Below are 20,411 nucleotides of genomic sequence, written 5' to 3'. Positions count from 1 at the left end.
GGTTCCCTAATTCACAATGAAGTCGGTGATCAGCAGGTCGCGCACACGATCCTCACCCAGGACCATGCGGATCCGATACAGCATTTGCAGCCGCAGTTCGAACCAGGCCGCGCGGTCGGCGAGACGGTCGGGCTCGACGGCGCGCAGAAAGCCCTGAAGCACATTCTGAACGCGCGGCATCATGCCCTGGACAGCAGCGATCTGATCGGGCGCGACCTCGATCTGCGCGGAAAGCCGGAATTGGCGCGGCGGCGTGCCGGGGATGACAATCGCCATCGGCTCAATCGCGACAAAAGCCGGTGCCGCATCGTGTGATTCGTGCTGACCAGAACCGCCGACCAGCCCCTGAAGAAGGCCCAGATAGGTGACCGCAAAGCCCGCGCCCGCCAACACAAGCACGATGATAACGTTCAAGATCAGTGCCTTGCGGCCCCTTTTGGGCGGTTCGATCGCTGCATCAACGGTGGCGTCTGCCATGTTTGTCCCCGTTCTGTTCGTTATTTGCGTTTTAACGCAGTCTTCCTAACCGAATCTTAAGGCCCACCCGCCAATCTGCGTGAAACCGGCAGAAGACGGGGATTCGGTCATGAAATTGCTTTCAATCTGGGGCGGACTGGGGCTGCGGCGGCAGATCATCGTGGTTGCAGCCACGCTGCTGACCTTCGCCGCCGTCCTGGGGCTGTCGGGGGCGTTCAGCGCGCCACGGATGGCGCTGCTCTATTCGGGCCTCGACAATGCGCAGTCGGGCGACGTGCTGGCGGCACTGGAACAGCAGAACGTGTCTTATCAGATAAGCGGCGGCGCGATCATGGTGCCCGAGCTGCAGCGCGACGAATTGCGCATGTCTCTGGCGGCCAGCGGGCTGCCGGCAGGCGGATCGGCGGGCTATGAGCTGCTGGACGGGCTATCAGGCTTTGGCACGACGTCACAGATGTTTGACGCCGCCTATTGGCGCGCGCGCGAGGGCGAGTTGGCGCGCACCATCACCGCCACGCCCGGCGTGCGGTCGGCGCGGGTGCATCTGGCCATTCCCGAACAGAAAAGTTTTCGCAACCGGGTTCGCCCGACCGCCTCGGTGATGGTCACCATGGCTGATGGCGGGCTGGCGCCGTCGCAGGCCAAGGCGATGAAGCATCTGATCGCCGCCGCCGTGCCCGGAATGGTGGCCGAGGATGTGGCCATCGTCGATGGATCGGGCCAGTTGATTGGCGGTGCCGACGACGCGCCAGATACGGCGCTGGACCGCAGCGACAGTCTTCGCGCCGGCGTCGAGCGGCTGCTCGCGGCGCGGGTGGGGCCGGGCAACGCCGTGGTCGAGGTCTCGCTGGATCTTGTGACCGAATCGGAAAGCCTGACCGAACGCCGACTGGATCCCGAAGGTCGCATCGCCATTTCCAGCGAAACCGAAGAACGGTCCGACCAGTCGGAGAACGCCGGGAACAGCGCGGTCACAGTTGCCTCGAACCTGCCGGATGGTGGGGGCGCGACCGGCGATCGCAGCAGCACGAACGGCACCCAGACGCGCGAGCGGGTGAATTACGAAGTCTCGGAAACCACACGCCAATTGCAGCGCGGGGCCGGTGGCACCCGGCGGCTGACGGTTGCGGTGCTGGTCAACGGCGTCAAGACGACCGCGGCCGATGGCGCGGATAGCTGGCAGCCGCGCAGCGCAGATGAGGTTGCCGATTTGCGCGAACTTGTTGCCTCGGCCGTCGGTTTTGATGAGGCGCGCGGCGATGTCATCACCATCCGATCGCTGCCTTTCGAGCAGATCGAGGCTGCCGGGACCGAGGTGATCGCCGAGAACGACGCCTGGCCGGTGGACCTGAACATGGCAATTCAAGTGCTGGCCTTCAGTCTGGTGGCGCTGATCCTGGGTCTGTTTGTTCTGCGCCCGATCCTGACCGCCGCCGCCGTGTCGCGCGCGAAGCTGGACGACAGCCCGGCCCCCGCAAGCACCGACAGCACCGTGTTACCGCCTCTGGCCATCGGGGCGGCGGCAGATTTCGCGCTGCCCGACACCGGTTTTCCGAGCATGGCCATCGGCGATTTCGGCGGCTTTGGCAGCAGCAGCGACACAGACGATCCGGTCGCGCGGCTGAAACGCCTGATCGGCGAGCGGCGCGAGGAAACCGTCCAGGTGTTGAAAAGCTGGATGACCGAGCGTGAGGATAGCCTGTGACCCCCCGCCGCTATCAGTTAGAGGTATTCGACCTTCCCACCACCCTGCCCGAGGTTGTCGAGGTCAGCCAGGCCGCGCTTGAGACATCGAAGCTCGAGGCTTATGAGCGCGGCTATGCCGCCGGTTGGGATGATGCGATTGCCGGGCAAGCCGCCGAGCAGGCCCAGGCGCGCGCCGAAATGCTGCGCCAGTTGCAGGACAGCGCCTTCAGCTATCATGAGGCGCGCCAGGCCATTCTGACCGCGATCGAGCCGGTGCTGGAAACCATGGTGCGCGCTGTCCTGCCAGACATCGCCCGCGCCACGCTTGGTCCGCAATTAGCGCAGGCCTTGCAGGGCGAACTGGCCCGCCACAGCGACACGCCCCTGCGACTGCGTCATCATCCCGGTGTCGCCGACCTGATGATCGATGTCATCGGCCAGCAAACCGGTCTGCGGCTGGACTTGATCCCGGACCCCGGCCTCAGCCCCGGCCAATTCCTTCTGGAACGCGGCGACAGCCAGATCGAGGTCGACCTGGATGGCCTCTGTCGCGACATCCGCGAACGCATCGGCACGTTTTTTCAACAGCTTGAACAAGGAAACCCAGCATGACGACCGAAACCGGCCAGCCTGCCAACCCCTTTCTGATGGTCCCGGTCGAGATCACCATCTCTGTCGGTCGCGCGCGGCCGACGCTGCGCGACCTTCTTGCCATGGGCCGCGACGCGATCCTGGCGCTGGATCGCAAGGTCGACGATCCGGTCGACCTGTTCATCGGTGACAAGCTGATCGCCCGCGGCGAACTGACCGAGATGGACGGCGAAAGCACCGGAATGCTGGGCGTGCGCCTGACCGAGGTAATCAACACGCAGGCCACATTGTGAGGGCGGTTGCGCTGACCTTGCTGATCCTTATCGCGGTCGCCATGGCCGGGCCGGTGATGGCCCAGCAGATGGGCGGCGGCGATCTGGGCAACGCGCTGACCGGCGCGATGACCGGCGACGGCGCGACCACCGGCATCGACAGCCTGACGGGCCGATCGCTGATGCTGTTCGCCGCGATCACCCTTCTCAGCCTGGCGCCCGGCCTGGCGATCATGGTGACCTGCTTTCCGTTCATCGTCACCGTTCTGTCGATCCTGCGCCAGGCGATCGGCCTGCAACAGGCACCGCCGAACATGCTGATCGTCAGCCTGGCGCTGTTCCTGACCTGGTTCATCATGGACCCGGTGCTGACCGAATGCTGGCAGGTCGCCATCGACCCCCTGATGCAGGGCGCGATCACCCCCGATGTCGCGTTTCAGCGCGGTATCGTGCCGTTCCGCGACTTCATGATGACGCGCGTCGACCCCGAGACGCTTCAGCATATGGCCGAACTGCGCCCGCCACCCGCCGATCCGGCCGCGCCCGCGCCGCTGCCGGTGCTGGTGCCATCCTTCATCCTGTCGGAAATCTCGCGCGCGTTTCAGATTGGCTTCATGGTCTATCTGCCATTCCTGATCATCGACCTTGTGGTCTCGGCGGTGCTGATGGCGATGGGGATGATGATGGTGCCGCCAGCCGTCGTCTCACTGCCCTTCAAGCTGGCCTTCTTTGTGGTGGCCGACGGTTGGACGCTGATTTCAGCGGCCTTGGTACGCAGCTATGGCGGCAGTTAGGGCGATGTCGCGAGCTGTTGCCGAAAGCCGCGCGAAACGGTTGAACCGTCGGACAGACGGGGCTAACACCGGGCCGACCCCCTCGACGTCCCAACGATTGCAATGCCATGACCGCCCAACCGGCCCGTATCCGCCTGTATCACCTGCCGCTGTCGCCCTTTTGCCGCAAGGTCCGCCTGGCCGCCGGCGAAAAGCGCATCGAGGTCGAGCTGGTGGAGGAACGCTGGTGGGAGCACAACCCCGAGTTCCTGCGCCGCAACCCCTTGGCCAAGATCCCGGTGGCGAGGATCGACGGGCGGGTGATGTCGGACAGCCAGGCGATCTGCGAATATCTGGACGAGGCCCATCCCGAGCCGCGGCTGATCCCCGGCACCCCCGCCGACCGCTATGAGGTGCGCCGCATCTGCGCCTGGTTCGACGATAGTTTCCACGCCGAGGTCACCACTCGCATCATGGGTGAACGGGTCTGGAAAAAGGTGCTGCGTCAGGGCTATCCTGACAGCAAGGCCGTCAAGGCGGGGCTGAACCGGATCAAGTTCCATCTGGATCTGATGGGGCAACTTCTGGACGAACGCCGCTGGCTGGCGGGCAGCACGCTGACGCTGGCCGACTTCACCGCCGCCGCACATCTGAGCTGCCTCGACTATATTTCGGACGTCGATTGGGACCGCGCCCCCAGCGTGCGCGACTGGTATGCCACGCTGAAGTCGCGCCCGGCCTTCCGTACCGTCCTGGCCGACAATGTGCCCGGCCTGCCGCCCAGCCCGCAATACGCGCAATTGGATTTTGGTTAGTCAGCCGGATCGGCGCGGCACCAAAACCACGCGAAAGTAAGGGATTGCCATCCCGCGCAGGCGGTATTGAGTGACGCGGCGCGGGCAGAAGCGCCCGTGGGGGATCCCATCACACAGACCCGGCCTTGGCCAGATCCCGGCATGCCACGCGCGGCGGGAAAAAAATGGCGGAACGATCCTGTCCAACGCGCGGCATGGCGCGCCTGCCGCATTGGACGCGGGCAACAACATGTTTTACATCAGCGCGAGGGCCGACCGTGGACGGCGACCCGCCTTCCAGGCCGGCCTCTGACCTCTGCCGTCACCGCCATGCCGGATCGTGCCAGGCCGAGGCCCCCGCCACTCATCCGATCCATGCGCGCCCAACCCGGCGCGAAGACGCTGGCCGACGTGCTCGCCACGATATGGCCCTGCCACGCACAAGGCGTCGCATGGTAGGTGACGGTGCCTTGCTTGACTGGCCCGCGTCGCCCAACGGCAGCGGTGTCGCCGAGGCCGGAAGCGGGCACGGCTCGCCCGACGAATGAAAAATCGACTTCGCCCGGCAGCGCCCTTGGGAAGACGACAAAGCCCTTAGGCCCCGATCCGGTTTGTCCGGCCCCTTGCGACCGCACAGGCAGGGGCCTCGCCGCCATCAGCCGCCCCCCTCTGCGCTGCGCATGGGTCGCATAGGTCAAGCATGCCCCATCCACTACAGCGTGGCGGCCGCATGGCCTCATTCACAGGCCCGTGGCTCGCCCCGGCGCATGTAAGATCGACATTCCCACGCCCCTGGCATCACCCACAGCACCGACGACAAGCCCTCAACAATCCGCGTCGATCCGGCCCCACCCGGCAACCCCTCTGGCCCCTTGCCGCGAAGCGGTGCATGATCGGGACATGTCCGCCGCCGTCGACCCCCGCCTGATCCGTTTGCGTGCAGCCCTGTGCGACCGCGCGCGGGTCGAGGGGTTTGCGGCCATCGGCGTGACCACGCCGCAGGCAATCCCGCAGGCGCCGGGGCGGCTGGCGGCGTTCGTCGAGAAGGGCCTGCACGGCCAGATGGGCTGGATGGCCGAAAGGATGGACTGGCGCGGCGACCCCGCCGCACTGTGGCCCGATGCGCGCAGCATCATCATGCTGGCCGAAACCTACGCCCCCGACCACGACCCGCGCGAGGTTCTGGGCCTGCCCGACCACGGCGCGATCAGCGTTTACGCGCAGGGCAAGGATTACCATGACATCGTGAAGGGCCGCCTGAAACGGCTTGGCACCTGGCTGATCGGGGCGGCGCGCAAGGCCGGGCATGACGCCCAGATCAAGGTTTTTGTCGACACCGCCCCGGTCATGGAAAAGCCGCTGGCGCAGGCGGCGGGACTGGGCTGGCAGGGCAAGCACACCAACCTTCTGTCGCGCCATCTGGGCAACTGGTTCTTTCTGGGCGCGATCTTCACCACCCTGCCGCTGCCCGCCGATACGCCCGAGATCACCCATTGCGGCAGTTGCACCGCCTGCCTGACCGCCTGCCCGACCCAGGCATTTATCGCGCCTTATCAACTGGATGCGCGGCGCTGCATCTCATACCTGACGATTGAACATCACGGGCCGGTCGATCCTGCGCTGCGGCCGATGCTGGGCAACCGGATCTTTGGCTGCGACGATTGCCTGGCGGCCTGCCCCTGGAACAAGTTCGCGCAATCGGGGCGCGACGCGCGGCTGGCAGGCGCCGCGGCGGGACCGCTGGCCGATCTGGCGGCACTGGACGATACAGCCTTTCGCGCGCGTTTCGCCGGCACGCCGGTGAAACGCATCGGCCGCGACCGCTTCATCCGCAACGTGCTTTACGCGATCGGCAATTCCGGCCAACCGGACCTGGCACCCGTCGCCCGCCGCCTGACCGCCGATCCCGACCCGACGGTGCAGGACGCCGCCGCCTGGGCGTTGACCCGATTGAGGCCGCAATGAACCCCACCCTTGGCATCGGCCTGAAGATCGTCTCGGTCATCCTGTTCACCATCATGGCGGCGCTGATCAAGGATGTCTCGGCGCGGGTGCCCTCGGGGCAGGTGGTGTTCTTCCGCTCGGCCTTCGCGATCCCGGTGATCCTGATCTGGATCGCCGCACGGGGCGAGCTGGCAACCGGCCTGCGCACCACCAACACCATGTCGCATGTGTGGCGCGGGCTGGTGGGGACGGCGGCAATGGGACTGTCGTTTCTGGGGGTCGGCCTGTTGCCGCTGCCCGAATCCACCGCCATCGGCTTTGCCATGCCGCTGCTGACCGTGATCTTTGCCGCGATGTTCCTGGGCGAGGAAGTGCGCGCCTTTCGCCTGTCGATGGTTGCCCTGGGCCTGGCGGGCGTGCTGATCGTGCTGGCCCCCCGGATGGGCGGCAGCGGCGACATGTCGGCACAGCAGACGCTGGGCGCGATAGCCACGCTGGCGGGGGCGGCCTTTGCGGCCCTGGCGCAGATCTTCATCTCGCGCATGGTCCACACCGAACGCACATCGGCCATCGTGTTCTGGTTCTCGGTCACGGCAAGCGTGCTGTCTTTGGCCTCGGTGCCGTTCGGCTGGGTGCTGCCGGGGGCGGTCGATGCGGCGGTGCTGATCGGCATCGGGCTGATCGGCGGGGTGGCGCAGATCTTTCTGACCTCATCCTATCGCTTTGCCGATGCCAGCGTGGTGGCGCCCTTCGATTACCTGTCGATGGTGGGCGCATTGGCCATCGGCTATTGGGTGTTCGGCGACATCCCCAGCCTGACCATGCTGACCGGTGCCGGGCTGGTGATCCTGGCAGGCATCATGATCATCTGGCGCGAACGGCAACTGGGGCTGGAACGCGCGCGCCGCCGCAAGGCGATGACCCCGCAGGGCTAAGGCGGCATCCCCCTATTCCCCCAGCGGATTTTTTCTGAAATGATCCGCGCGCGCGACCCCGCACCCAGCGTCAGGAGAATGCGATGACCGCCCCCGCGGCCCCCGACCGGCAGTCAGGCTGGTCCAGCCAATTGGCCCGGATCGGGGCCGAACACGGCTTTTACGACCCGCTGGACGGCACCCACAAGGCGCTGTTCGTGCGTGGTGATGACACGCTGGTGGTGACCTTCGACAATTTGGACGACGCCCGGCAGGACGTAGGCGAACGCCTGCCTTGGGGGGTCAAGTTCATCAACAGCCAGGGCTGGTCGGCGCTTGGCATCGGCGCGCATGGCTGGACATGGTATCGATCGCCCGCCGTTTACGACTTTTTCGACCGGCTGCGCGATCAGAGCTTCTTCAACCAATTCCGCCGCGTGGTGTTCTATGGCGCCTCGATGGCGGGCTATGCGGCGGCGGCGTTTTCCTCGGCCGCGCCGGGGGCGACGGTGATCGCGCTTAGCCCGCAGGCGACGCTGGACCGCGCCGTGACGACCGGGTGGGAGACGCGCTATCGCCTGGCCTGGCGGCACGATTTCAGCGGGCGCTATGGCTATGCGCCCGATCAGGTGCAAAGCGCGGAACGCATGTGGCTGCTGTTCGACCCGCTGATGCCGATCGACGCCAGCCATGCCGCACTGTTTCGTGGCGCTCACATCCACAAGATCCGTTGTCGGCATTTCGGCCATAACACCGGCACCGCGCTGAAAAATATCGACGCGCTGAAGCCCTTTGTCACGGAATGCGTGACCGGGCAGGCGAGCTTGGCCAGCGTCTATCGGCTGATGCGGGCGCGGCGGATGGTGCCGTGGTATCAAAAGCTGATGCTGCAAAAGCTGCAACAAAAGGGCCGGGCCGACCTGCTGCATGCCTATTGCAGCGCCGTGGTGCGCCAGTCCCACCCGCAGCGCCGCCCGCATTTCCTGAACGAGGCGAACCTGGCCGCCGCCCGTCTGGGCCGCCCGCCGCTTCAGCCGCCCGCCTGACGCGCGGCAGCGATGCGAAAGCCGGTATGGCCAGTGCTGCTGTCGGGCGTGTTGAAGGTGCGGGAATGCACGAAGTAACGCTCGCAATAGGACGCATGGCACAGGTATGACCCGCCCCGCGTGACCCGCAGCCGGTCATCGCGCGCGCCATCCGATCCCGGCAGCGGCCCGGCGCTGTCGGCGACCCATTCCCAGACATTGCCGGTCATGTTGGAAAGGCCCAGGCCGTTCGGGTCATAGGCATCGACGGGGGCGGTGCCGACATGGCCATCTTCGCCGCTGTCATGGCCGGGGAAAGCGCCCTGAAAGGTGTTGGCGCGGTGGCGGCCTTCGGGCGTCATCTCATCCCCCCAGGGGAAGCGCGCCCCGGCAAGGCCGCCGCGCGCCGCCAGCTCCCATTCGGCTTCATCGGGCAGGCGGGTGCCGGTATGGGCGCAAAAGGCGCGGGCGTCATCATGGCTGACATGGGTGACGGGGTGATCCATCCGGTCGGTCACGCCGCTGCCCGGACCAAGGGGGGCCGACCAGCAGGCACCATGGACCTGCCGCCACCAGGGCGCCTGCACCGGCCCGCGCAGGCCCGCGCCGCCGTCCGGCAGAAAGGCATGAAAGACAAAGGACCAGCCCTCGCGCTCGGCGGTGGTGCGATAGCCGGTCTCGGCCACAAAGCGCGCGAACAGCCGGTTGGTGACGGCGACCCGCGCCAGCCGGAACGGCGCGACGGTCACCGGGCGGGCGGGGCTGTCCTGATCCTCGGGATAGCGGGGATGATCGGTGCCCATCAGGAAACGCCCGCCGGGCAGATCGATCATCAGCCCCTCGATATGATCGCGCATCTGCGCCGAACAGCCGGGGGCGGGCAGGGGCGGCACCGCCGGGCTGGCACCGTTGCGGCGCGGCGCGCAGCAGCCTTTCGCTCTCCCATCCGTCATCGCGGCCCGCCCATGGTTTTCCGTTTCCGCTGAAATCCGATCAGCGGCGGCATGTTATCCCGCCGATTGTCACGCAACGCAATTGTCAAGAGGTCGCGGCTGGACTAGCACCGGATCAGCAGCGCAGATCCAGACCGGGGCGACACCAATGGCCAGACCCAGCAAGACCACGCCCGGCGCGGCGGCGCAGGCAGCCGTGCGGGCGCTGGATACGGTGGCCAGGGGCGGCGGTCTGGCTGGCCTGACGCCGGTGCTGACCGGGACCGGTGCGGCGATGGTGATCCAGATCGCGAATGCCGACAGCCCCGATCAGATGCGGCTGGCCGAAAGTCTGTCCAACGGCCTGCCGCGCCGGGGGATCGCGCATCTGGCCCTGTGCCACATGTCGGACGCGCCGCCGGTGCCGGTGGTGATGACCAAGGCCGCGGCGGCGCTGACCAAGGCGGGGGCCTTTGCGGGGGTGGATCGGGTGATCGTGCTGGCCCAGGGCGATCAGGCCCCTGCCGCCGCCGCGCTGACCGCCGGGATCGCGCGCGGCTGGTTGCTGCTGCTTGGCCCGGCGCAGGGCGATCTGCCCAAGGGGCTGCGCGGCTGGGTCATTGCCGACAGCTTCCCGCACCACCCGCAGCCTGTCGCCGGGCTGGTGGCGCTGAACGCCATCGCCTTTGGTCCCGATGTGGTTGGCGCGCTGGATCGCAGCGGCTTGCTGGCGCGGCTGGTCACGATGGCCGCCACCGGCGATCTGACGCCCACGCGCTTTTACGCGATGATCCGCGCCCGCCGCGATCTGCGCCTGTATCGCCAGAATATCGAGCGTCTGCTGACCGCGCGCGGCAAGGCCGACCGCATCCCGGCCTTCGTGCGCGCCTTTCGGCAGCGCCTGACCCGGCAAAAGGCCGCGGCCGAACCGGCCGTGCAAGACCAGCCCCTACCCGAGATCGCGCCCCCCGCCGAGACCCGCGCCGAGACCCCCGCGCGCCCCCGGACCCTTGGCAATGTCTGGCATCTGGAACGGCGCGGCCCGGCGCTGATCTATCTGTCCGATCAGTATCGCGGCGCGGTGATGGGCTTTGAACAGCGCGGTGACGTGACGCTGGGCCAGACGCCCGATGTGGCGCTTGGGCTGGTGTCGATCGGCGGGCCGGGGGTGGTTCGGCCTTTGCCCGAACGCTTCGACTATCATCTGACCGACGAAAACCTGACCCCCGACAGCCCCGCCTGGGGGGCCGAGGCGCATGGCGCCATCATGCTGACAGCCGCCCGGTCGCGCCACCACGCGCTGCACAGCATCATTGCCCTGTCGGCCCCGCAATCGGGCATGATGGCGGCCGAGGCGCGCCCCGACAGCGCCTTTGTCACCGCCCTGCTGGAGCGCATCGCCACCGCCGCGCGCAACCTCTCGGGCTGGGGCAAGACGCTGTTCATCGACCGCATCCGGCTGGACCTGCTGGGCGGCGAAACCACCCTGTCCGAGGATCAGGCGACCGCCCTTTACCCCCGCCTGATCGCCGAATTGCGCCACGCCGTCGCGGTGGCGGCGGGGCAGATCAGCCTGCCGGTGCCGGTCGTCAGCCAGGCCGCAGGCAGCCGCCTGGACGGCAGCGCGCCGCTGATCCTTGTGCAGGGCCGGCTTGAGGTGATGAACGCGGGCCTGGGCGTGATCGTCGCCGCCCCCAGCTATCCGTTCCGGCTGATGCCCGGCACCGTTGCCACGCTGGACCCCGCCGACCAGTTGCTGATCGACGAGCTGGAATGCCGCGCCATCGCCGAGGTGCAGGCGGGCCGCCGCTGGTATTGCCCGACCATGCGGCAGGCGTTTTTGCATGGCACCACGCTGATCACCGACTGGTCCAGCCTGTCGCCGCTGGTGCTGGATGACGGCCCGCATGGTTTCCGGCTTGAGGGCTGCGACAATGACGCCCGGATCCGCACCGCCAAGGTCGAGGGCAGCCGCGTGGTGCTGACGCTTGACCGCGCGCCCACCGGCGCGGCGCTTGCCGTGGCCTATGCCTGGGGCCACCGCCGCGACACGGCGGATGACGACCGGCCCGCCAATCACGGCGCCCTGCGCGACAGCTTTGCCGAACCCAGCCTGATGCAGCCGGGCCGGATGCTGCACCGGCACGCCCTGGCCGTGCGCCTGCCGATCATGCCCAGCGATCTTTAGGGGACACCGATGACCGACCAGCCGCGCAAGAATATCGTGCTGATCGTCATGGACGATGCCAATGCCTATTGGCGGTTCAAATCGGTTTTTGGCGAACAGTTGCAGACCCCGAACCTGGACCGGATCTGCGCCGTCTCGACCGCGTTCCATGCCGCCTTTTGCCAGGTCGCGGCCTGCGGGCCGTCGCGCGCCAGCCTGATGTCGGGCCTTGCCCCGCATCAGACCGGCATCTTCGACACATACCGCGACATCTTTGAACTGATCCGGCCCGACCAGATGTGGTCCTATCGCCTGAAGCAGGCGGGCTATTTTTGTTCCAGCGCCGGCAAGATCCACCACGGCTATCGCCCGCAACCGCATGAGGTGCAGGTCTCGCTGTATTCCCGCAAGCCCCACTGGGTCCGCTTCGGCCCACGCCGTGACGCGCCCCACCGTGATTATGGCGGCGCGCAGATGGGGATCGGCACCACCGACCCCAAGGACGACAAGCGCTATTACGACCACCAATCCGCCGATGACGCGATGCGGTTCTTTGACAGCTACGACCGCCCGGCGCCCTTTTACCGCGAGATCGGCTTTCACAATCCGCATACGCCGCTGAAAACGCCTGCACGGTTCAAGGACATGTATGACCACACAAGGTTCACCATGCCGAACCGGTGGAAGGGCTGGCGCGATCTGGCCAGCCTGTCGCGGTCGTCCTTTGGCCCGAACATGAACCTGGATTCCGACGAGCATTGGCAAAAGACGCTGCGCAATTACTTCTCGGCGATCAGCCATGTCGATTGGCATATCGGGCGGGTGTGGGACGCGCTGAAAGCCTCGCGTCATGCCGACAACACGGTGCTGATCATCACCGCCGACCACGGCTATCACGTTGGCGACAAGTCGCGCTTCCGCAAGTTCTCGCTGTGGGAGGAGGCCGACGGGGTGCCGCTGATCATCCACGACCCGACGACGGCGCGCGAAAACGTGGTGACCGACCCGGTGGCACTTGTCGATGTCGGCCCCACGGTGATGGATTACGCGGGCCTGCCCCCGATCGAGGCTGCCGTGGGCCGGTCGCTGCGCCCGCAGATCCAGGGCCAGGTGGTGCAGGGGCGCGCGGTGCCGACCTTCTTTTTCGGCTCGGCCGGGGTGCGCAAGGGTGATTACCGTTACATCAAATATCTGACCGGCGAGGATCAGCTTGCCGATCTGACCATCGACCCCTGGCAGTTGGACGATGCGGGCGATGATCCGCAGCGGCCCGCGATGGCGGCGGCGCTGAAACAGGCCACACAGGATTTCGGCCTGACCATGCTGGACAAAGGCGAGACGGTGGCCGCCCCCACCCATTACGTCGCGCCGGTGATCGGGGCCGCGCATCCGCTGTCGCCGCCGACGCTGGGGATCATCTCCTACGACCCGCCCGACCCGCGCACGCTGGAGGTGCCGGGGAACCGGCGCTATTACATCCGCCATACCGAGGACATGGCCTTCGACCTTCCGCGCGCCTATCGCCAACTGTGCTATGCCTGCGATGTGGGTGCCAGCGACAAGGTGCTGGCGGTGCGCAGCCATGATGCGGGCAGCCATATCGACCTGGTGGCTACCCATCCGCGCTGCGACCTGCGGGTTACCTGCGGGCGCGGCGATGACGTGATCGAGACGCTGCAAGACCGGCTTCACGTCACGCTGACCGCCGGGCGCAACACCGTGCTGACCGGCACCCGCCCGGCCCATGTTCAGGGCGGATCGGGGCAGGATCAGGTCGTCTGCCGGTCCTCCGAAGCGCATGTGATCGGCGGCGCGGGCGACCTTACCCTGCGCACCTTGGGCGAGGCCGCGACCATCCGCACCGCCGCCGGGCAGAACCAGTTGACGCTGGAGGCGGGTCAGGCCGTGGTCCAGATCGCGCGCGGCCAATCGCGCATCGACATCGCCACGCCGGGTCCGGTCACGCTGATCCTGTCGCGCACCGGCCTGCCGCAGGTGGTCAGCGGATTTCGCGCGGGCAGCGTCGATCTCAGCGACTGGCAGCCGATGGGGACCGTCGCCATCACGGCTGAGGGCGACGATACCGTCGTCACCTGCGGCAGCGAACGGGTGGTGTTCCTGGCCACCGATCCGGGCGTGGTGCAGGGCGCGATCGCGGCCTAGACCAGATCGGCAAAGCGGTCGGGCAGCCGATACAGGCTTTGCCCGGCGGTGCGCCCCCAGCCCCAGATCTGGGTGCCGGGGCGCTGCTGCTGGCGGGTGACCATCTGCTTGCGCATCGCCGGATGGCGCAGATCGCCGTCTTCGATGGGCCAGCGGGCGGCATCCAGATATTCGTCAAGGCTGTGGGTCCAGCCGTGGCTGGCCTTCTGTTCGTCGGTGATCCAGTCCAGATTGCGGATCTGATCGGCGCGCAGGTTCAGCCGGCGGGTCACATAATCGCGGTCGAAGAACCGCAGATGCAGCAGATACAGATCGTCGGACAGATAGCGTTTGCCCAGCGTATTGGCATGGCCGCCGGGCGTGAACCGCACCGCGCCACGGGTGATGCAGGGCTTGCAATAATTGGCATTGGGCCGATAGATGCGCCGCCGCGACAGGATCGGGGCGTCGGCCTCGATCGGCAGCGGCTCATCCTCGGGGCGGTGGATCGGCTCGATGGCAAAGGGGCAGATCGAGGCGGGCGCATCCTCCAGCCCCGGCCATTTCGCATCCAGATAGGCGGGCAGGCTGTCGCCCACCGCCGGGTCCAGCAGCACGAATTCATCCACGTCGCTGGTGATCACCCAACGATAGAACTGCGACAGGCCCGAGGCGAATGACGATAGCGCCGTCCAGCGGCGGCGGTCGAAGGCGTTGATCTGCGGATCGCGCGGAAAGGACAGGATGTTGCAGCCATCCGCGATGTCGCGGTGGCGGGGGTCGTTGCCGTGGCTGATGACATAGATGTTGTCGCGGCCGATCTGGGCGGCATAGTAATCGACGAACCGCTCCAGGAACATATAGTCCTGATAAACCATTGTCATTACGGCGCAAGTTTTCAGGCCGTCGCTCATCTGCTGTCCTGCCTTGTCGCGGGCGGCGGGCATCGCCGCCTGTTTCGACTAGGACCAGCCGATCCAGGCGTCAAGCCGTCTTGGCAGGCGGGGCGCGGTGGCGGGGTGGCGGCCGTCCGTGCGCAGCACCCGCGCCAGTGCCCGGCCCGACAGCCTGCGCGCGATCTGGCCAGTCGCCGGATCGCGCCGAAAGCCCCAGCCGCGCCGCGCAAAGACGCCGCGCAGCCAGATCGCCACAGCCGCGCCCAGCAGGCCCCCGGCGATCACATCGCTGGGCCAATGCGCGCCGATCAGCACCCGGCTTAGCGCGCCCCATAGCCCGACCACCCAAAAGGCCGGGGCCAGTCGCGGCCAGATCACCGACAGCCCCACCGCAAGCGCCATCACCGTGGTCGCATGGCCCGACGGGAATGAGGCGAAGGCGGCGTGAAAGTCGAACGGCTGAAACACCAGCACGCCGGGATCGGGCATCGCATAGGGGCGCATCCGGCCAATGACGTTCTTTGCGAATGAGGCCGCAAGCCCGCTGATCGCCCCCGTCGCCAGCAGATAGCCCGCCAGTGCCTGCACCTGCCGCAGCGCCAGCACGTCGCGGCGCGTCAGGTGGCGCGCAGCCAGCCAGGCCAGCACCCCGGCGATCAGCGGCAGGATCAGCGACCAGTCCGACCGGCCCAGCAGCGTCACCCGCTGCATCACGGCGACCGCGCCGGGGTCCAACCCCCGGATCGCGCGATGCACCGGCGCATCGACAAACACCACCACCGCCAGCAGCGCGTTGGCCGCCAGCACCATTTGCACGGCGCGCGGCTGGGCGGTGAACCAGGTCAGGATGCTTTTCATTTTGGCACCTCGGGTGTCAGAATATCCAGTGTGACGGCGCGGCCCGCGCCGAGGGCAAAGCCGCTGATACGCGCGGTGGCGATCAGCCCGGGCAGCGGCGGCAGACCCGCCGGGCGGATCACCGCGCTGCACGGTGGCAGCGGTAGGGGAACCGGCGCGTCATCCGCGATCAGCCGGGTCTTGCGCCCGCCCAGCCAGACCAACGACGGCTCATTGTAACCCGCGCCGATCAGATGCGGCGCGGGGCAGCCGGTCGCCGCTTGCCCCGCGACATAGGCCTGGGTCGAGGGCCACAGAACCGGCAGCCGCGCCGCGGTGATGACCAGCCCGGTCATCACCACCGCGCCCAGGGCCACCAGCAGCGCCGCCGCGCGGTCGCGCCGATCGCGCCAGATCGCGACCCATGCCAGCGCCGACAACGCCACCGCCATCGCCAGTGCGCCGATGCCCGGCGCGACGACCTGCGGCCAGCCCCACCAGATCAGCGCCGCCAGGATCAGTGGCCCGACCGGCACCAGCAGCATGGCTGCCAGCCGCGCCCCGCGCGCGACCGGCAGCCCGCCCAGCCAGGCCGAGGCCGCCAGCAGCGAAAGCGCCGGATACAGCGGCATCGGGTAATGGATCAGCTTGGTCGGCACCGCCTCGAACATCAGCCAGCCGGGGATCAGCCAGGCCAGCAGAAAGGCCACGCCGGGCTGGCCACGTCGCCGCCAGACCCCGGCCAGGGCCATCGGCACCAGCACCGCGCCGGGCCAAAAGCTGAAGCCCATGGCCAGCAGATAGCTGCCGGGCGGCAAGCCCTTGCCCTCGACCCCGGATGCGACCTTGGCCAGCAGGTCGTGCCCGACCGAGGCGGCCCAGAACGCGCCGCCGCTGCGCCAAGTCACCGCCACCAGCCAGGGCAGCACGAGGGCCGCCGCCGCCAGCATCGGCAGCGGTCGGGCCAGGGGCCGCAGCCAGCCCAGATCGCGCCGCAAGGCCGACAGCGCGGCCAGCGTCAGCCCGACGATCAGCGGCCCCATCGGCCCCTTGACCAGCACCGCCGCCGCGAAGGCCAGCCAAAAGCCCCAGGCCAGCCGTGCGCCCGCCTGCCCCAGATGCAGCCGCGCCACCGGCAGCATCATCGCCAGGGTCAGCGCCAGCAGCACGGCGTCGGTCTTGGCGATCCGCGCCTCGGCGGTCAGCACCAGGCTGACGGCCATCAGCGCCGCGCCCATCATCGCCGGACCAGCCCCGACCAGCGGCGCGCCGATCACAGCCACCAGCACCACCACCGCGACGGCGCCAATCACCGATGGCAGCCGCCAGACCCAAAGCGGTGCGCGATCCCTCCGACCCGAGGCAAGCGCCGCCGCCGCTTGCAGCCAGTAGATCCCCACCGGCTTGTTCAGCCGCGCCACGTCCTGAAAGCGGATGTCGACCGGGTTGCCATCCTGCACCATCTGCCGACTGGCCTGGACGAAGCGCGCCTCATCCCGGTCGGTCACCGGCAGGCTGGCCAGCCCTGGCAGAAACAGCACCGCCGCCGCCAGGGCCAGCAGTGCCAGCCGCAGCCGGGGCAGGGCGGTGGTCATGCCACGCGCCCCGGCCAGATCCGCCGCAGCCCGTCGCCCGCCCGCGCCAGATCGCGCCGGATCGCCGCGCCGGTCAGCGCCGGGCGCGCCTGCGCGATGTCGAACACCTGCCAGCAGGCCAGCGTCACCAGCGCCGAAATCGCCACCGAGGACAGCGCGTCCGACGCGAAATGCCGCCCCAGGCTGATGCGCAGCGCCATGCTGCCCAGCACCATGGCGACGCCCGCCACCACCGCCAGCCCACGCCAGCGCGGCGCAACGCGGGGCCATATCAACGCCAGCGTGACGAACACAAAGGTCGCGGTCATCGCCACCTCGCCCGAGCTGAAGGAGCAGTTGCGGCTGCATTGATCGGTGATCTTCATCACCGGCGTGAACAGATGCGCGCCGCCAAAGTCGATCACCTCGGCCGGGCGGGCGCGGCCAAAGGCGTTCTTGAACACCCCATTCACGACCAGGCCCGGCCCGATGGCAAAGCTGGCGGCGACGAAGAACAGGTTGCGGCGGTCGGAATGCAGGCTGGCGCGGCGCAGGGCGACGATCAGCGCAACGATGACGATGGCCCAGGCAAAGGCCTCAAGCGTGCGGCGCAGGGCCATGTTCAGGCTGAACACCCAGGGGTGATGGCTGGCGTAGAAGCCCTGAACCGGGTCGTGGAACAGCCCGGTGATCAGCAGGTCCAGGCGTGGCACGGCGCTGAACAGGCAGACCATCGCCAGCGTGGCGGCCAGGGTGATCGTCAGCAGCCGGGTGAAGGCGGGGTCAGTCATGCGCGGTCATCCCAAGGCAGGTTGCATCCGCCAGCGAGAGACTCAGCGTCTCGCCCTCCAGAAAGCCGGGACCGGCGGTCCATTGGTCCAGCAGCCGTGCGCAATCGGGCAGCGGATCGCCGGGCAGGGTCAGCGCGGCGACCGGGCCGGGCAGGTTGGCAGGCAGCGGCAGCGCCAGATCCCAATGGTGGCGCGGCGGCCCCGCAAAGGGCGCGGCGTGCACCGCCAGCCCGCGCGGCTTGCCAAACAGGCTGAGGTCGGCCAGCAGCCCGCGATCATGCGCGACAATAGCCACCGCCCCCGCCGCCTGCGCGCCATCAAGCGCGCGGTCGGCCAGCGCGTGATGGCCAAGGTAACGCCCCAGCGCCAGCCGGTCGCCCAGCCGCCACTCGGTGCCAATGACCGTCAGCAGCGGCAGCGCCACCGCCAGCGCAAGTCCCACCGCGACCGACGCCCAGGCCAGCCAGCGCCGCCCCGCCAGCCAGGCCGCCGCCACGATCACGCCGGGCACGGTAAAGCCCACCGCCCAGTTCGCCAGCGCCCGGCTGACCAGGGCCTGCGCGGTGACGATGCCCAGCACCACCAGCCCGACCAGCGCCAACCCGCGCAAGCCGCCGCGCAGCCGCACCGCGCCGATCAGGAAGGCCGGGAACAGGATCGGCCCCATCACCGCCAGTTGCTCGGCCAGAAAGCGCGCGGCTCCGGGCAGGTTCAGGCGCAGGCCATGGGCGCGGCCATCCTCGGCCATGTGATGCACGGTCACGAAATCATGGCTGGCGATCCACCACAGGTTCGGCGCGACCACCGCCAGTGCGACCGCCGCCGCAATCGCCAGATCGCGCCGCGCGATGCGCCAGTCGGGGCGCAGCAGCGCGGCCAGCGCCATGCCCGCCAGCCCATAGGCCATGGCGTGCTTGGCCATCAGCCCCAGCCCGACGGCCAGCCCCAGCGCCACCGCCCCACCGACCGAGGCGCGCGCCGCCAGCCGGTGCTGCATCAGCAGCGCCACCGCCAAAGCCAGCATCATCGGCGTGTCGGTGGTCATCAGCACCGATCCCAGCGTCACGGCAGGCATCGTGGCGTAGCTGATCGCCGCCAGCGCCGCGACCCCCGGCCCGGCCAGCCGTCGCGCCAGCACCAGCACCACCACCGCCGTCGCGCCATGCAGCAGCGGCGCCAGCGCCCGCACCGCAAAGGCGCTGTCGCCCGCCCATTCGGTCACCGAACGGATCAGCCAGCCGATCAGCGGCGGCTTGGAATAGGCGCCAAAGGCCAGGCTTTGGCCCCACAGCCAATATTGCGCCTCGTCGGTGGACAGCTCGATCCGGGCCGCGGACAGCATCGCCAGCCGCCAGACCACCAGCGCCGCAATCAGCGTCAGTGCGGCGCGCATGGCGATGTCCTCAGGCCGACGCAACATCGCCCGCCCGCCGCTTTTCCGCATGGATCAGCCACAGATTGCGGCTGTAGATCAGCAGGCCGGTCGCCTGGCCGATGATGAACACCGGGTCGCGCCGCCACAGGGCATAGCTGAACAGCACCAGCCCCCCCGCCATCGAGAAGTACCAAAAGGCCAGCGGGATCACCGATTTGCGCGATCGCTCGGACGCGACCCATTGCACCAGAAAGCGGGCGGTGAACAGCAACTGCCCGGTCAGGCCGACCATGACCCAGGTGAACTCGGTCCAACTGTTGACATGCAGGATGGACCAGATGGCTTCACGGGTCATGGCGTTCACCTTGGGTGCGGGGTGTCAGGTCGATGGGGCGCGCGGTCTTGCGGCGGCGGATCAGCCAGGCGACGCCCGCCAGATCGGAAATGCCGACGATTGCGCGGCCCAGATTGGTGTATTTCGACGCGCCAGCGGTGCGCGGCGCATGGGTCACATCGACATGCGCCACCGCCCAGCCATCGCGGGCAAACAGCGCCGGAAGATAGCGGTGCTGGTGGTTGAAGAACGGCAGCGCCAGATAAGCGGCGCGGTCAAAGGCCTTCAGCCCGCAGCCGGTGTCGCGCGTGCCATCGCGCAGCACCCGCGCCCGCAGCCCATTGGCAAAACGCGAGGCCGCGCGCTTGCCCCAGCTATCCTGCCGCCCGACCCTTTGCCCGGCCACCAGCCGCAGCGCCGGATCGCGGCCCGCAGCCATCAAGGGGGCGATCAGCGCGGGCAGATTGGCGGGCGGATTCTGGCCGTCGCCATCCAGCGTGACAATGATCGCACCGCGCGCCGCCAGCACGCCCGAATGCACCGCCGCCGATTGTCCGGCGGCGCGGTCATGCCCGATGACCCGCAGTCGCGCATCCGCCGCCGCCAGCCGCAGCGCCACGGCGCGGGTGTCGTCGGTTGATCCGTCATCGACCATCACGACTTCAAAATCGGTAAAGCCCTCCAGCGCGGAGATGATTCCCTGCACCAGCGGCGGCAGGTTCGGCGCCTCGTCATGCAGGGGGATCACCACCGACAGCGCGGGGTGGGGGAAGTTGCCTTGGCTCATGCTCGTGTCCGGTCGTGTTTTTTATTTTTGGACTGCCGATGTGACAGACGCGCGTCACCCCCCAAGCACGCCTGCATCAAGGCCATGTGCCCGGCTGGTG

19 protein-coding genes are annotated in these 20,411 nt (G+C 68.1%); 10 read left to right on the top strand and 9 right to left on the bottom strand.

The window, feature by feature from the left end; translation table 11 throughout:
• Positions 1–6: 6 nt before the first annotated feature.
• Positions 7–414: a flagellar basal body-associated FliL family protein gene (locus ACEYYA_RS04900; protein WP_374798193.1), complete on the bottom strand. Its 408-nt coding sequence runs from the start codon at positions 412–414 to the stop codon at positions 7–9.
• Between the two features lie 172 nt (positions 415–586).
• On the opposite strand from ACEYYA_RS04900, the gene fliF reads away from it, so the two are divergent.
• From fliF to ACEYYA_RS04860, 8 genes are all read left to right on the top strand, one after another.
• Positions 587–2,182 carry a flagellar basal-body MS-ring/collar protein FliF gene (fliF, locus tag ACEYYA_RS04895; protein WP_374798191.1) on the top strand — a complete coding sequence of 532 codons (1,596 nt, stop codon included), beginning with the start codon at positions 587–589 and terminating at the stop codon, positions 2,180–2,182.
• Positions 2,179–2,775 carry a FliH/SctL family protein gene (locus ACEYYA_RS04890; RefSeq protein WP_374798189.1) on the top strand — a complete coding sequence of 199 codons (597 nt, stop codon included), beginning with the start codon at positions 2,179–2,181 and terminating at the stop codon, positions 2,773–2,775. Before fliF ends, ACEYYA_RS04890 begins: the two co-directional genes overlap by 4 nt.
• Complete coding sequence (locus ACEYYA_RS04885) at positions 2,772–3,047, top strand: FliM/FliN family flagellar motor switch protein (RefSeq protein ID WP_374798187.1); 276 nt, start codon at positions 2,772–2,774, stop codon at positions 3,045–3,047. The genes ACEYYA_RS04890 and ACEYYA_RS04885 overlap by 4 nt, the downstream gene beginning before the upstream one ends.
• A gap of 41 nt (positions 3,048–3,088) precedes the next feature.
• Positions 3,089–3,820, top strand: a complete 732-nt coding sequence (gene fliP / locus ACEYYA_RS04880; protein ID WP_374798620.1) for a flagellar type III secretion system pore protein FliP — start codon at positions 3,089–3,091, stop codon at positions 3,818–3,820.
• 107 nt (positions 3,821–3,927) lie between these two features.
• Positions 3,928–4,614: an FtsZ-binding protein FzlA gene (fzlA, locus tag ACEYYA_RS04875; RefSeq protein ID WP_374798185.1), complete on the top strand. Its 687-nt coding sequence runs from the start codon at positions 3,928–3,930 to the stop codon at positions 4,612–4,614.
• Positions 4,615–5,493: 879 nt separating this feature from the next.
• Positions 5,494–6,558: a tRNA epoxyqueuosine(34) reductase QueG gene (gene queG / locus ACEYYA_RS04870; protein ID WP_374798183.1), complete on the top strand. Its 1,065-nt coding sequence runs from the start codon at positions 5,494–5,496 to the stop codon at positions 6,556–6,558.
• Positions 6,555–7,472 carry a DMT family transporter gene (locus ACEYYA_RS04865; protein ID WP_374798181.1) on the top strand — a complete coding sequence of 306 codons (918 nt, stop codon included), beginning with the start codon at positions 6,555–6,557 and terminating at the stop codon, positions 7,470–7,472. Before queG ends, ACEYYA_RS04865 begins: the two co-directional genes overlap by 4 nt.
• Before the next feature lie 83 nt (positions 7,473–7,555).
• On the top strand, positions 7,556–8,497 hold the full coding sequence (locus tag ACEYYA_RS04860; RefSeq protein WP_374798179.1) for a phosphoadenosine phosphosulfate reductase: 942 nt from the start codon (positions 7,556–7,558) through the stop codon (positions 8,495–8,497).
• Here the strand turns inward: ACEYYA_RS04860 and ACEYYA_RS04855 are convergent.
• Complete coding sequence (locus tag ACEYYA_RS04855; protein ID WP_374798177.1) at positions 8,482–9,429, bottom strand: formylglycine-generating enzyme family protein; 948 nt, start codon at positions 9,427–9,429, stop codon at positions 8,482–8,484. The genes ACEYYA_RS04860 and ACEYYA_RS04855 overlap by 16 nt on opposite strands.
• A gap of 148 nt (positions 9,430–9,577) precedes the next feature.
• Between ACEYYA_RS04855 and ACEYYA_RS04850 the strand changes: the two genes are divergently transcribed.
• Together ACEYYA_RS04850 and ACEYYA_RS04845 are read left to right on the top strand one after the other, a co-directional pair.
• A complete protein-coding gene (locus tag ACEYYA_RS04850) occupies positions 9,578–11,596 on the top strand; it encodes a hypothetical protein (RefSeq protein WP_374798175.1) in 2,019 nt (672 codons plus the stop codon).
• 9 nt (positions 11,597–11,605) lie between these two features.
• Positions 11,606–13,738, top strand: coding sequence for a sulfatase-like hydrolase/transferase (locus ACEYYA_RS04845; protein ID WP_374798173.1), 2,133 nt, complete (start codon positions 11,606–11,608; stop codon positions 13,736–13,738).
• Here the strand turns inward: ACEYYA_RS04845 and ACEYYA_RS04840 are convergent.
• The 7 genes from ACEYYA_RS04840 to ACEYYA_RS04810 all read right to left on the bottom strand — a co-directional run bounded on the left by ACEYYA_RS04840 (position 13,735) and on the right by ACEYYA_RS04810 (position 20,311).
• A complete protein-coding gene (locus ACEYYA_RS04840; RefSeq protein ID WP_374798171.1) occupies positions 13,735–14,595 on the bottom strand; it encodes a glycosyltransferase family 2 protein in 861 nt (286 codons plus the stop codon). The genes ACEYYA_RS04845 and ACEYYA_RS04840 overlap by 4 nt on opposite strands.
• Before the next feature lie 84 nt (positions 14,596–14,679).
• A complete protein-coding gene (locus ACEYYA_RS04835) occupies positions 14,680–15,471 on the bottom strand; it encodes a phosphatase PAP2 family protein (protein WP_374798169.1) in 792 nt (263 codons plus the stop codon).
• Positions 15,468–17,045, bottom strand: coding sequence for an ArnT family glycosyltransferase (locus ACEYYA_RS04830; RefSeq protein WP_374798167.1), 1,578 nt, complete (start codon positions 17,043–17,045; stop codon positions 15,468–15,470). The genes ACEYYA_RS04835 and ACEYYA_RS04830 overlap by 4 nt, the downstream gene beginning before the upstream one ends.
• Positions 17,042–17,815: a phosphatase PAP2 family protein gene (locus tag ACEYYA_RS04825; RefSeq protein WP_374798165.1), complete on the bottom strand. Its 774-nt coding sequence runs from the start codon at positions 17,813–17,815 to the stop codon at positions 17,042–17,044. Before ACEYYA_RS04825 ends, ACEYYA_RS04830 begins: the two co-directional genes overlap by 4 nt.
• Positions 17,808–19,208, bottom strand: a complete 1,401-nt coding sequence (locus ACEYYA_RS04820; RefSeq protein ID WP_374798163.1) for an ArnT family glycosyltransferase — start codon at positions 19,206–19,208, stop codon at positions 17,808–17,810. The genes ACEYYA_RS04825 and ACEYYA_RS04820 overlap by 8 nt, the downstream gene beginning before the upstream one ends.
• A 10-nt stretch (positions 19,209–19,218) precedes the next feature.
• The gene (locus tag ACEYYA_RS04815) at positions 19,219–19,545 is read right to left on the bottom strand and encodes a lipid-A-disaccharide synthase N-terminal domain-containing protein (RefSeq protein WP_374798161.1); all 327 of its coding nucleotides are present in this window, start codon (positions 19,543–19,545) and stop codon (positions 19,219–19,221) included.
• A complete protein-coding gene (locus ACEYYA_RS04810) occupies positions 19,535–20,311 on the bottom strand; it encodes a glycosyltransferase family 2 protein (protein WP_374798159.1) in 777 nt (258 codons plus the stop codon). The genes ACEYYA_RS04815 and ACEYYA_RS04810 overlap by 11 nt, the downstream gene beginning before the upstream one ends.
• Positions 20,312–20,411 lie beyond the last annotated feature (100 nt).

It is taken from the genome of Paracoccus zhouxuedongae (assembly GCF_041927815.1).
Lineage (GTDB): Bacteria > Pseudomonadota > Alphaproteobacteria > Rhodobacterales > Rhodobacteraceae > Paracoccus.
Note: the sequence above shows the minus strand (reverse complement) of the source record. Positions and strands in the feature narration are given on the sequence as shown.